This window comes from Xanthomonas sp. F1, assembly GCF_014199855.1.
This window is the reverse complement of sequence record NZ_JACHOK010000005.1, coordinates 247,887-260,073: the sequence shown is the minus strand read 5'-3', so window position 1 is coordinate 260,073 and position 12,187 is coordinate 247,887. Positions and strand designations below refer to the sequence as shown.

General features: G+C 67.8%; 7 protein-coding genes. 1 reads left to right on the top strand and 6 read right to left on the bottom strand.

Annotated features, from left to right (window positions below; genetic code table 11):
* Nucleotides 1-54: 54 nt before the first annotated feature.
* The 3 genes from metH to GGR71_RS13690 form a co-directional block, all read right to left on the bottom strand.
* The gene (gene metH / locus GGR71_RS13700; RefSeq protein ID WP_184452044.1) at nt 55-2,847 is read right to left on the bottom strand and encodes a methionine synthase; all 2,793 of its coding nucleotides are present in this window, start codon (nt 2,845-2,847) and stop codon (nt 55-57) included.
* Nucleotides 2,848-2,951: 104 nt separating this feature from the next.
* Nucleotides 2,952-4,097: a homocysteine S-methyltransferase family protein gene (locus tag GGR71_RS13695; protein ID WP_160960319.1), complete on the bottom strand. Its 1,146-nt coding sequence runs from the start codon at nt 4,095-4,097 to the stop codon at nt 2,952-2,954.
* Nucleotides 4,094-5,092, bottom strand: a complete 999-nt coding sequence (locus tag GGR71_RS13690; RefSeq protein ID WP_184452041.1) for a metalloregulator ArsR/SmtB family transcription factor — start codon at nt 5,090-5,092, stop codon at nt 4,094-4,096. The genes GGR71_RS13695 and GGR71_RS13690 overlap by 4 nt, the downstream gene beginning before the upstream one ends.
* Before the next feature lie 126 nt (nt 5,093-5,218).
* Here GGR71_RS13690 and GGR71_RS13685 point away from each other — a divergent pair, with 126 nt between their 5' ends.
* Nucleotides 5,219-6,367 (top strand): acyl-CoA dehydrogenase family protein, encoded by a 1,149-nt coding sequence (locus tag GGR71_RS13685; RefSeq protein WP_160960313.1) that lies wholly within the window; start codon nt 5,219-5,221, stop codon nt 6,365-6,367.
* 493 nt (nt 6,368-6,860) lie between these two features.
* Here GGR71_RS13685 and GGR71_RS13680 read toward each other — a convergent pair whose 3' ends face one another.
* The 3 genes from GGR71_RS13680 to GGR71_RS13670 are packed head-to-tail and all read right to left on the bottom strand — an operon-like array spanning nt 6,861 to nt 11,980.
* Nucleotides 6,861-10,034, bottom strand: coding sequence for a multidrug efflux RND transporter permease subunit (locus tag GGR71_RS13680; RefSeq protein ID WP_160960311.1), 3,174 nt, complete (start codon nt 10,032-10,034; stop codon nt 6,861-6,863).
* 12 nt (nt 10,035-10,046) lie between these two features.
* Entirely contained in the window at nt 10,047-11,330 is a 1,284-nt protein-coding gene (locus GGR71_RS13675) for an efflux RND transporter periplasmic adaptor subunit (protein WP_160960308.1), read from the bottom strand.
* A gap of 20 nt (nt 11,331-11,350) precedes the next feature.
* A complete protein-coding gene (locus tag GGR71_RS13670) occupies nt 11,351-11,980 on the bottom strand; it encodes a TetR/AcrR family transcriptional regulator (RefSeq protein ID WP_160960305.1) in 630 nt (209 codons plus the stop codon).
* Nucleotides 11,981-12,187 lie beyond the last annotated feature (207 nt).

Below are 12,187 nucleotides of genomic sequence, written 5' to 3'. Positions count from 1 at the left end.
GGGTGGGGAGTGCCGATGCAGGCGATGGTGCGCGCACCGGCGACCGGCCCCGGCTCATTCCGGATCGTAGTCCAGGTTCGAAGCCAGCCAGCGCTCGGCCTGTTGCAGCGGGACGCCCTTGCGCCGCGCGTAGTCGGCGAGCTGGTCCTTGCCCAGGCGGCCGACCACGAAGTACTGGCTCTGCGGGTGGCTGAAGTAGTAGCCGGACACCGCGGCGGTCGGCAGCATCGCGAAGCTCTCGGTCAGCGACATGCCGGCATTGCGACCGGCATCGAGCAGCGCGAACAGGGTCTGCTTCTCGCTGTGATCGGGGCAGGCCGGATAGCCGGGCGCGGGCCGGACGCCCCGGTAGCGTTCGGCGATCAGCGCCTCGTTGTCCAGCGCCTCGTCGTCGGCATAGCCCCAGAACTCGGTGCGCACGCGCTGGTGCAGGCGCTCGGCCAGCGCCTCGGCCAGGCGATCGGCCAGGGCCTTGAGCAGGATCGCGTTGTAGTCGTCGTGCGCCGCCTCGAAGCGCGCCACGTGCGGCTCGATACCGATGCCGGCGGTGACCGCGAACGCACCGATCCAGTCCTGCTTGCCGCTGTCGCGCGGCGCGATGAAGTCGGCCAGGCAGAAGTCCGGGCGCTCGGCGGGCTTGTCGACCTGTTGGCGCAAAAAATGCAGGAGGTGCCGGGGTTCGGGACCCGGGACCCGGGACCCGGGGGAAGCAAATCCAGGGGTGTCGGCAGCTTCTTGCTGTTGCGGGTCCCGGGTCCCGGGTCCCCGGTCCCGAGCCTCAACCACCACCTCCACGTCATCCCCGACCGACTGCGCCGGCCACAGCCCGAACACGGCCTTGGCGGTCAGCCATTTCTCGGCGACGATCTGCTGCAGCATCGCCCGCGCGTCCTGGTACAGCTCGCTGGCCTGCTGGCCGACGATCGCGTCGGTGAGGATCGCCGGGAACTTGCCGGCCAGTTCCCAGGCCTGGAAGAACGGGGTCCAGTCGATCAGCGGGACCAGGTCGTCCAGCGGGTAGTCGTCGAGCACGTGCAGGCCGGGCTGCCTGGGCGCCGGCGGGGTGTAGGCATCCCAGCCGCCGTCGAAGCGCTGCCCGCGCGCGTGCGTCAGCGACACCAGGCGCTTGGCGTCGCCGCGGTTCTTGTGGCGCTGGCGGATCTCGGCGTAGTCGGCGTCGTTGGCGGCGACGAAGGCCGCGCGCAGTTCGCGCGAGATCAGCGACTGCGCCACGCCCACCGCGCGCGAGGCGTCCTTGACCCAGACCGTCGGCGCCGCATAGTGCGGGTCGATCTTCAACGCGGTATGTGCGCGCGAGGTGGTGGCGCCGCCGATCAGCAGCGGCATCGAGAAGCCCTGGCGCTGCATCTCGCGGGCGACGTGGGTCATCTCTTCCAGCGACGGGGTGATCAGCCCGGACAGGCCGATGATGTCGGCGTTCTCGGCGCGGGCGCGGTCGAGGATGGTCTGGGTCGGCACCATCACCCCCAGGTCGATCACGTCGAAGTTGTTGCAGGCCAGGACCACGCCGACGATGTTCTTGCCGATGTCGTGCACGTCGCCCTTGACCGTGGCCATGACGATCTTGCCGTTGGACTTGCCGGTGTCGCCGCTGCGCAGCTTCTCCGCCTCGATGTAGGGCAGCAGGTAGGCCACCGCCTTCTTCATCACCCGCGCCGATTTCACCACCTGCGGCAGGAACATCTTGCCGGCGCCGAACAGGTCGCCGACCACGTTCATGCCGTCCATCAGCGGGCCTTCGATCACGTCCAGCGGCCGCGCCGACTGCTGCCGCGCCTCTTCCGTATCGACCTCGACGAACTCGTCGATGCCATGCACCAACGCATGGCTCAACCGCTCGCGCACCGTCTTCTCGCGCCACGCCAGCTTCTCGCGATTCCCGATTCCCGAATCCCGATTCCCCGCCTTTTTGTAACGCTCGGCGATCTCCAGCAGGCGTTCGGTGGCGTCGCGGCGGCGGTTGAGGATCACGTCCTCCACGCGCTCGCGCAGTTCCGCATCCAACTCGTCGTAGATCGGCATGCCGCCGGCGTTGACGATGCCCATGTCCATGCCCGCGGCGATGGCGTGGTACAGGAACACCGAATGGATCGCCTGGCGCACGGTCTCGTTGCCACGGAACGAAAACGACACGTTGGACACGCCGCCGGAGACGTGGCAGTGCGGCAGGGTGCGCTTGATCTCGCGGGTGGCCTCGATGAAATCGACCGCGTAGTTGTCGTGTTCCTCGATGCCGGTGGCCACGGCGAAGATGTTCGGATCGAAGATGATGTCTTCCGGCGGGAACCCGACCTGCTCGGTGAGGATGCGGTAGGCGCGGGTGCAGATCTCCACCTTGCGCGCGCAGGTGTCGGCCTGGCCGACCTCGTCGAAAGCCATCACCACCGCCGCGGCGCCGTAGCGCAGCACCTTGCGCGCGTGTTCGACGAACGGCGCCTCGCCCTCCTTGAGCGAGATCGAGTTGACCACGCTCTTGCCCTGCAGGCACTTCAGCCCGGCCTCGATCACGCTCCACTTGGAGGAGTCGACCATCACCGGGATGCGCGCGATGTCCGGCTCGGACATGATCAGGTTGAGAAAGCGCACCATCGCCTTTTCCGAGTCGATCAGGCCCTCGTCCATGTTGACGTCGAGGATCTGCGCGCCGTTGGCGACTTGCTGGCGCGCCACCTCCACCGCTTCCTCGTAGCGCTCTTCCTTGATCAGCTTGCGGAACTGCGCGCTGCCGGTGACGTTGGTGCGCTCGCCGACGTTGACGAACAGCAGGTCCGGGGTCAGCAGCAACGGCTCCAGGCCGGACAGGCGGGTGTGGCGGGCGGAGGACATGCGTCAGTGTTCCGAAAACGGGGAGGTGCCGACGCGCACGCAGGCGGCACCGAGCCGGCGCAGCAATGCGCGGGCGGGGACGGCGTGCATGCGCGCGGCGGACATCAGGCGGCCTGCGCCGACGCTGCCAGCGGCACGCGCGGCGGCAAGCCGCGCACCGCCTCGGCGATGGCGCGGATGTGCGCCGGGGTGGTGCCGCAGCAACCGCCGACCAGGTTCAGCAGCCCGGACTCGGCGAACTCGCGCAGCGTGGCCGCCATTTCCTCGGGCGTCTCGTCGTACTCGCCGAAGGCATTGGGCAGGCCGGCGTTGGGATGCGCACTGACGTAGCCGTCGGCGATCCGCGCCAGGGTTTCCACGTGCGGACGCAGGTCCTTGGCGCCGAGCGCGCAGTTCAGCCCCACCGACAGCGGCCGCCCGTGCGCGACCGAGGCGTAGAACGCTTCGGCGGTCTGCCCGGACAGGGTGCGGCCGGAGGCGTCGGTGATGGTGCCGGAGATCATCACCGGCAGGCGCCCACCGCGCGCGTCGAACACCTCTTCGATCGCATACAGCGCGGCCTTGGCGTTGAGCGTGTCGAAGATGGTCTCGACCATCAGCGTGTCGGCGCCGCCGTCGATCAGGCCGTCGATCGCCTCGCGGTAGGTGGCGCGCAACTCGTCGAAGCTGGTGTTGCGGAAGCCGGGATCGTTGACGTCCGGGCTGATCGAGGCGGTGCGGCTGGTCGGGCCGAGCACCCCGATCACGAACCGCGGCTTGCCCGGCGTCAGCGCCTCGACCGCGTCGCAGCAGGCGCGTGCGACCTGCGCGCCGGCCTTGTTGAGTTCGTAGACCAGGTGTTCCAGGTGGTAGTCGGCCTGGCTGATCGACGTCGCGTTGAAGGTGTTGGTCTCGAGCAGGTCGGCGCCGGCGTCGAGATAGGCCCGGTGGATCTCGGCGATCACCTCCGGCCGGGTCAGCAGCAACAGGTCGTTGTTGCCCTTCAGGTCGTGGCCCTGCGGTGCGTGGTCGCAGACGGGGCCATGCACGTGCCCGGCCTGCGCGTCGTAGCCCTCGGCGAAGCGCTCGCCGCGGTAATCGGCCTCCTGCAGCCCATGGCGCTGGATCATCGTGCCCATCGCCCCATCGATGATCAGGATGCGTTCGGACAGGGCCTGCAGCAGTTTCTGCGTGCGCTGCGGGTTTAGCCAGGGCAGGCCCGGGACCCGGGACCCGGGACCCGGGTCCCGGGGAGAAGCGACGTCGCTCATGAACCTTCTCCTGCTTTTGCCGTGGCTTTATCGGGTCCCGGGTCCCGGGTCCCCGGTCCCGGCTCTCCCGGCTTCCCAGCAATCAACGAAATCACTTCGAAGTGCGGCGGGCGCTTCTCGCGGGTCACGGTTTCCAGGCTGGAGACCTCGAGCCCGGCCTTGCCGACGAACTTGCGCAGTTCCTTGGCGGCGAAGCCGAGGTTGACGTGGCCGTAGGCCTGGACCGCGGCCTTGTGTTCGTGGCGCGCCAGGCTGCACAGCAGCAGGCGCCCACCCGGGCGCAGCACCCGCGCCGATTCGCACACCGCCTGCGCCGGCTTGGTCGCATAGGTCAGTGCGTGCATCATCACCACCAGGTCGAAGCTGGCGTCGGCGAAGGGCAGGGCGTGCATGTCGCCCTCGCGCACTTCCACGTTGCCGAGCCGGCGCAGGCGCTCGCTGGCCGCGGCCACCACCCGTGCGCTGGTGTCGATGCAGACATAGCGGCGCGCGTGCGGCGCCACCAGTTCGGCGAGCACGCCGTCGCCGGAGGCGATGTCGAGCACGTCGCCGGTCTCCAGCAGCGGCAGCGCGGTGCGCGCCAGCGCTTCCCAGGTACGGCCGGGGGAGTAGTGGCGTTCCATGTCGCCGGCCACCGAGTCGGCCCAGTTCTGGTCGGCGGCGCGGTTGGCCAGCACCGCGGCCACGCGCTCGGCGTCCTGGCGCAGCAGCGGGTCGTCGCTGCCGGTGCTCAGCGCCAGCCACAGCGCACGCTGGGCCGGGTCCAGCAGGGTCTCGTCGAAGCGATAATAGGCCGAGACGCCGGCACGGCGGTCGCGCACCAGCCCGGCCTCCTTGAGCTTGGCCAGGTGGGTCGAGACCCGCGGCTGCGCCAGGCGGGTGATCGCCGACAGCTCGGCCACGGTCAGTTCCTCCTGTTCCAGCAGCGCCAGCAGGCGCACGCGGGTGGCGTCGGCGAAGACCTTCAGCCGGGACGACCAGTCCTCCAGATCCATAAATATCTTCCTATCGCGATATAGAGATATTTTGGTCCGCGCGGCGGTTGCGGTCAAGTTGCACACGCCGGCGTATGGTCGGCGCGGCTACAATGGCCGGACCAATACGCCCGGGAGGGGTTCGACGTGGATTTCAGCTTTACCGAAGAGCAATTGATGATCCAGGACGTGGCGCGGCGCATCGCCCAGGAGCGGATCGCCCCCAGCGCCGAGCACCACGACCGTGCCGGCGAATTCCCGCTGGAGAACATCCGCCTGCTGGGCGAGAACGGGCTGATGGGCATCGAGGTGCCGGCCGAATACGGTGGCGCCGGCATGGACCCGGTCGCCTACGTGCTGGCGATGGTCGAGATCGCCGCCGGCGATGCGGCGCACTCCACCATCATGTCGGTCAACAACTCGCTGTTCTGCGCCGGCATCCTCAAGAACGGCAACGAGGAGCAGAAGCAGAAGTACGTACGCGCCATCGCCGAAGGCCGCGAGATCGGCGCCTTCGCGCTGACCGAGCCGCAGTCCGGTTCCGACGCCACCGCGATGCGGTGCCGCGCGGTGCGCCAGGACGACGGCAGCTTCGTCATCAACGGCAAGAAGAGCTGGATCACCTCCGGCCCGGTCGCCAAGTACATCGTGCTGTTCGCGATGAGCGAGCCGGACAAGGGCGCGCGCGGCATCACCGCCTTCGTCGTGGATACCGACAAGCCCGGCTTCCACCGCGGCAAGACCGAGCCCAAGCTGGGCATCCGCGCCTCGGCCACCTGCGAGATCGAGTTCCAGGACTACGTGGCCAGCGCCGACGAGGTGCTGGGCACGGCGGGCGAAGGCTTCAAGATCGCGATGAGCGTGCTCGACGCCGGCCGCATCGGCATCGCCTCGCAGGCGATCGGCCTGGCCCGCGCCGCCTACGAAGCCACCCTGGAGTACGTGAAGGAGCGCAAGGCGTTCGGCTCGCCGATCGGCGCGTTCCAGATGACCCAGGCCAAGATCGCCGACATGAAGTGCAAGCTGGACGCGGCGCTGCTGCTGACCTTGCGCGCGGCCTGGCTGAAGGGGCAGGGCCAGCGCTTCACCACCGAGGCCTCGGTGGCCAAGCTCACCGCCTCAGAGGCGGCGATGTGGATCACCCATCAGGCGGTGCAGATCCACGGCGGCATGGGCTACTCCAAGGAGATGCCGCTGGAGCGCTACTTCCGCGATGCGAAGATCACCGAGATCTATGAGGGTACCAGTGAGATCCAGCGCTTGGTGATCGCGCGCAATGAGACGGGATTGCGTTGAGGCCGGGATGATCAGCCATTCGGCTGCTGAAAGGCCTGGGAGTCGGGATTGGGGATTTGCCCGTTCCTGAATCGGCTGATGATTTAAGAAGAGGCGGCTGCAGGGCCGCTTTTTCTTTGGGTGGCAAAAGGAATGAGCGGGTTCTGGCTGCAGTGCATCGGGACTGAAGTCCCTAAGGTCAGGAGTTGGGAGTCGGGATTGGGGATTGGCGGGTTCCCGGATCGGCTGAGGGATCAGGAGATGCGGCCGCTTAGTTGCCTTTGTGTGGGAAAAGAATGAGTGGCGTTTGGCTGCAATGCGTCGGGACTGAAGTCCCTCCCACAAGGAACCCTCAACTCTGCGTCGGGTTCTGGGCGGCGCTTCCCGACCACGTTACCGGACAACAAAAAGCGGCCTTGCGGCCGCTTTTTGTTTGTTTCTACAGAGAGGCATCAGGACCGGGAGCGAGACTCGCCTTGCGAATCTCAACTCCCGAATCCCCACTCCCAGCCCCTCACCGATCCGGCTGATGCCGCGCCAGTCCGGCTTCCTGCATCTGCGTGAACTCCTTCGACGGCTCGTCCAGCTTGTCGCCGAGCATTCGCCGCACCATCACGAAGAACAGCGGGATGAACAGCACGCCCAGCACGGTGGCGAACAGCATGCCGCCGATCACGCCGGTACCGATGGCGTGGCGGGCGTTGGCGCCGGCGCCGGTGGAGATCGCCATCGGCAGCACGCCGAGGATGAACGCGAACGAGGTCATCAGGATCGGGCGGAAGCGCAGGTGCGCCGCCTCGGCCGCGGCCTCGCGCAGGGTCTTGCCCATCGCCCGCTGCTCCACCGCGAACTCGACGATCAGGATCGCGTTCTTGGCGGCCAGGCCGATCACCGTGATCAGGCCGATCTTGAAGTAGATGTCGTTGGGCAGGCCACGCAGCAGCGAGAACGCCACCGCGCCGAGCACGCCGATCGGCACCACCAGCAGCACCGACACCGGGATCGACCAGCTCTCGTACAACGCCGCCAGGCACAGGAACACCACCACGATCGACAGCACCAACAGCAGCGTGGCGGTGTTGCCGGCGATGATTTCCTGGTACGACATGCCGCTCCAGTCGAAGCCGAAGCCCGGCGGCAGGTCGTTGTTGACGATGTCCTCCATCGCGCTCATCGCCTGGCCGGAGCTGCCGCCCGGCGCCGGGTTACCGACGATGTTGACCGCCGAGTAACCGTTGTAGCGGCTCAGCGACGGCGAGCTGTAGATCCAGTCCGAGCTCACCACCGTGCTCAACGGGATCATCTGCGGCAGGCCGCTGCTGTCGGTGGACGTACTGCTGGGTACGTAGAAGTTGCGCAGCGACTCCGGACCGGTGCGGAACGGCGCATCGGCCTGCATGTTGACGCGCTTGATGCGGCCTTCGTAGAAGAAGTCGTTGACGTACACCGGCGCCAGCATCAGCTGGATCGACTGGTAGATGTCGCTGACCGACAGGCCCATCGACTGCGCCTGCACGCGGTCCACCTTCAGCTGCAGCTGCGGTGAGTTCTCCAGCCCGTTCGGACGCACGCCGGCCAGGGCGTCCTGGCGCTGCGCGGCCTTGCCGAGCACGATGTTGCGCGCCTGCAGCAGGGCTTCCTCGCCCTGGCCGCTGCGGTCCTGCAGCCACATGTCGAAGCCGCCGAACTGGCCCAGGCCGTTCACCGTGGGCAGGTTGACCACGAAGATCTGCGCATCCTTGATCCCGTAGAACATCCCGTTCAACTGCTGGATCAGGTCGCCTGCGGCGATGTCGCGCTCGTCCCAGGGCTTGAGCCGGATGAAGCCCATGCCCACGTTCTCGCCGCGGCCCAGGAAGCTGAAGCCGGCCACCTGCAGCATGCCTTCGACCGCCTTCTGCTGCTGCAGCACGCCACGCATCTGCGCGAACACCTCGTTGGTGCGGGCCTTGGTCGCACCCGGCGGCAGCTGCACGATCGCCAGCGCGAAGCCCTGGTCCTCTTCCGGCAGGAAGCTGCCCGGCATGCGCGTGAACAGGAAGCCGCACAGCACCACCAGCAGCGCGAACACCGCCATCCAGCGCGGCGCGCGGCGGATGGTGTTGCCCACCGCGCCGACGTAGCGGTGCGACAGCTTGTCGTAGTACTTGTTGAAAGTGCGGTAGACCCAGTTCGGGTTGTCGTTGTGGGTGGGCTTGAGGAACGCCGCACACAGCGCCGGGGTGAAGCTCAGCGCCAGGAACGCCGAGAACGCCATCGACATGGCGATGGTGATCGCGAACTGCTTGTAGATCGCGCCAGCCGCGCCCGGCTGCATCGCCGAAGGAATGAACACCGCCGCCAGCACCACGGTGATCGCCACCACCGCGCCGGTGATCTGGGTCATCGCCTTGTGCGTGGCCGCCTTCGGCGCCAGGTGCTCCTCGGACATGATGCGTTCGACGTTCTCGATCACCACGATCGCGTCGTCGACCACGATGCCGATCGCCAGCACCATCGCGAACAGGGTCAGCTGGTTGATGGTGAAGCCGATCGCCCACATGCCCAGGAAGGTGCCCAGCAACGCCACCGGGATGACCAGGGTGGGGATGATGGTGGCGCGGAAGTTCTGCAGGAACACCAGCATCACCAGGAACACCAGCACGATCGCCTCGGCCAGGGTCTTGACCACTTCCTCGATCGAGATCTTGACGAAGGTGGTGCTCTCGTACGGCGTGAACCAGGTGACGCCCTGCGGGAAGCTGGGCTGCAGCTCGTCCATCTTGGCCTTGACCGCCGCGGACACGTTCAGCGCATTGGCGCCCGGCAGTAGCTGGATGGCGAAGGCACCGGTCGGCTTGCCGTTGTACTGCGTGTCGAAGCCGAAGTTGGTCGGGCCGAACGCGACCCGGGCCACGTCCTTCAGCCGCACCACGGTGCCGTTGCCGTCGGCGCGCAGGATGATGTTCTCGAACTGCTCGGGCGAGGTGAAGCGGCCCTCGGCGCTGACCGTGGCGGTGAACGACTGGCCCTGCGGCGCCGGATCCGAACCCAGCGAACCGGCAGCGAACTGCACGTTCTGCGCGCGGATTGCGGTGTACACGTCGTTGGCGGACATGTGGTAACCCTGCAGCTTCTCCGGGTTGAGCCAGATGTCCATGGCGTACTCGGCACCGAACTGCTGGGTGCTGCCGACGCCGGGCACGCGCGAGATCTGCTCCAGCACGCGCGAACCGACGATGTCGTTGAGCGCGTCGCGGTCGATCGACGGGTTGTCCGAACGCAGCGCGATCACGCTGAGGAAGCCGGCGTTGGCCTTGGCCACCACCACGCCCTGCGCGGTCACTTCCGAGGGCAGGCGCGGCGTGGCCAGCGACACCTTGTTCTGCACCTGCACCTGGGCGATGTCCGCGTCGGTGCCGGTCTCGAAGGTCAGGGTGATGGTGGCGCTGCCGCTGGAGGACGACGACGAGCTGAAGTACAGCAGGTGGTCGATGCCGGTCAGCTGCTGCTCGATCACCTGGGTGACCGAACGTTCGGTGGTGCTGGCGCTGGCGCCGGGATAGGTAGCGGTGACGGTGACCTGGGGCGGGGCGATCGAGGGATACGACTCGACGCCGAGATTGAGGATGGCGATCACGCCGCTGAGCGAGATCAGGATCGCCACCACCCAGGCGAAGACCGGGTGTTCGATGAAGAACTTAGGCATGGGGGGAGTCCGTTACTGCTTCGGCTGGTCGGAATGCGAGGCGGCGTCCGGCGTGTCGCCGTGCGCTGCGCCCTGCGCCGGGGCGGCGCCCTTGGCCGGCGCCGCAGCGCCCTGCGCGCCCTGGCCGGGCGCCGCGCCGGCACCCGGGCCCTGGCCCTGGGCGGCGGCGTTCGGATCCCACGGCTTGGCCACGGCCGGTGCGCCTTCCTTGACCTTGGGCAGGCCGCTGACCACGACCTGGTCGCCGCTCTGCAGGCCGCCGCTGACGATCCACTTGTCGCCCTGCTGGCCGACCGTGGTCAGATCCTTGCGTACCACCTTGCTGTCCTTGCCGACGACCAGCGCATAGGCGCCCTTGGCGTCGCGCAGCACCGCGGCCTGCGGGATCAGGTATACGTCCTTGCGCTGGCCCAGGTTGGCCGAGAAGCTGACGAAGGCGCCGGGCAGCAGCACCCGGTCCGGATTGGGCAGCAGCGCGCGCAGGGTCACCGAGCCGGTGCTCGGGTCGACCGCCGCGCCGGAGAAGTCCAGGGTGCCGGCATGCGCGTAGCTGCTGCCGTCGCCGAGCTTGATCTGCACGGTGGACTTGTCCTCGGCGTTGAGGGCGACGTTGCCTTCGGTCTGCGCCTGGCGCAGCTGCGCCAGTTCGTCGGAACTCATCGAGAAGTTGACGTACAGCGGATCCAGCTGGTCGATCGTGGTCAGCAGCGTGCTGTCGCCCTGGCCGACCAGCGCGCCCTCGGTGACCTGCTGCTTGCCGGCGCGGCCGGCGATCGGCGCGGTGACGGTGGCATAGCCGAGGTTGATGCGCGCGGTTTCGACCGCCGCACGGGCCTGCTGCACCGACGCGGCGGAGCTGCGTTCGGTGGCCTCGGCGTTGTCCAGGTCGGACTTGGACACGTAGGCCTGCGGCGCCAGGCTGCGCGCGCGGGCGGCGGCGGCCTTGGCGTTGGCGTAGGTGGCTTCGGCCGCGGCCAGCTGGCCCTGCGCCGAGGCCAGGGTCGCACGCAGCGGCGCCGGGTCGATCTGGAACAGCGGCTGGCCTTCCTTGACGTCGGTGCCTTCGGTGTACAGGCGCTTTTCCAGCACGCCGGGGACGCGGGCGCGCACATCGGCGCTGCGGAACGCGGACAGGCGGCCGACCAGTTCGCGCTCAAGCGGCACGGTCTGCGGCTGCGCCTGCAGCACGCCGACTTCCGGCGGCGGCATGGCCTGCTGCTGCTCCTGTTTCTTGCAGGACGCCAACACCACCACGACGGCGCAGGCCAGGGCGAGAGAACGCAACGGGGAGGTCATCGGGTGGTACTCCGGTCTGGTTATGTAGAAGGAAGGGAAGGGGCGGCGGCGAACGCGCGCAAAAAGCCGTCCACGGCGAACTCGGCCCAGGCGCGCTGCGCGGCAGCGTCGCCGCGGTGCGCGCTGTGGAAGCGCTGACGCTCGAAATCCATGCCGACGATCATGCTCAACAGCAACTCGGCCATGAAGTGCGGATCGTCATGCCGGAGCTGGCCGCGCGCCGTGGCGCCGCGCAGGCGCTCGCTCAGGCGCTGCATCAATGCACCGGCACTGTCGCGGAACAGGGCGCGTGCTTCTTCGGGGAAATGCCGCGACTCGGCGGCGATCATCTGGCAACTCTGCAGCACGCGCGGTTCCGACAGCTGTTCCAGGTACTCGCAGGCGAAACGCAGCAGGCCGCCACGCAAGTCGTCCTGTACCGGCTCCAGGTGTGCGGTGGCCAGATCGAGGTGATCCTGCATCGCCCGCTGCAGCAGGCCCTGCTTGCTGCGGTAGCGGCTGTACAGGGTCTGCTTGGAACAGCCGGCACGGGCCGCCACGGCGTCCATGCTCAGGCCCATGCCTGCCTCGGCCAGCAGTTCGCGCACGGCAGCGTACACGCGCTGGTCGCGCGCCTGGCGCTGTGCGGCAGAGGCGAGGGGGGTGCTCATCGATTGTGGACTATACCGTCCAGTTTAGAATTAGAACAGCCTTGACACAGCGGTGTTCTTGCTGACAACAACGTGCCCGGAAAAGCATGGTGACCGCCGCGTGATGATGGTGTTGCGGTCGCTTTGCGCGATCTGGCGTGTCGTCTCCGCCACGCGGTCGGTTTGCGATGCAGCAAGGTAGTTGAACGGAGCACCGGTACAATTCCG

Coding starts and splice junctions, on each gene's coding strand:
- metH (WP_184452044.1), bottom strand. CDS start 2,847: ATGTCCTCCGCCCGCCACACCCGCCTGTCCGGCCTGGAGCCGTTGCTG.
- GGR71_RS13680 (WP_160960311.1), bottom strand. CDS start 10,034: ATGCCTAAGTTCTTCATCGAACACCCGGTCTTCGCCTGGGTGGTGGCG.
- GGR71_RS13675 (WP_160960308.1), bottom strand. CDS start 11,330: ATGACCTCCCCGTTGCGTTCTCTCGCCCTGGCCTGCGCCGTCGTGGTG.
- GGR71_RS13690 (WP_184452041.1), bottom strand. CDS start 5,092: ATGGATCTGGAGGACTGGTCGTCCCGGCTGAAGGTCTTCGCCGACGCC.
- GGR71_RS13670 (WP_160960305.1), bottom strand. CDS start 11,980: ATGAGCACCCCCCTCGCCTCTGCCGCACAGCGCCAGGCGCGCGACCAG.
- GGR71_RS13695 (WP_160960319.1), bottom strand. CDS start 4,097: ATGAGCGACGTCGCTTCTCCCCGGGACCCGGGTCCCGGGTCCCGGGTC.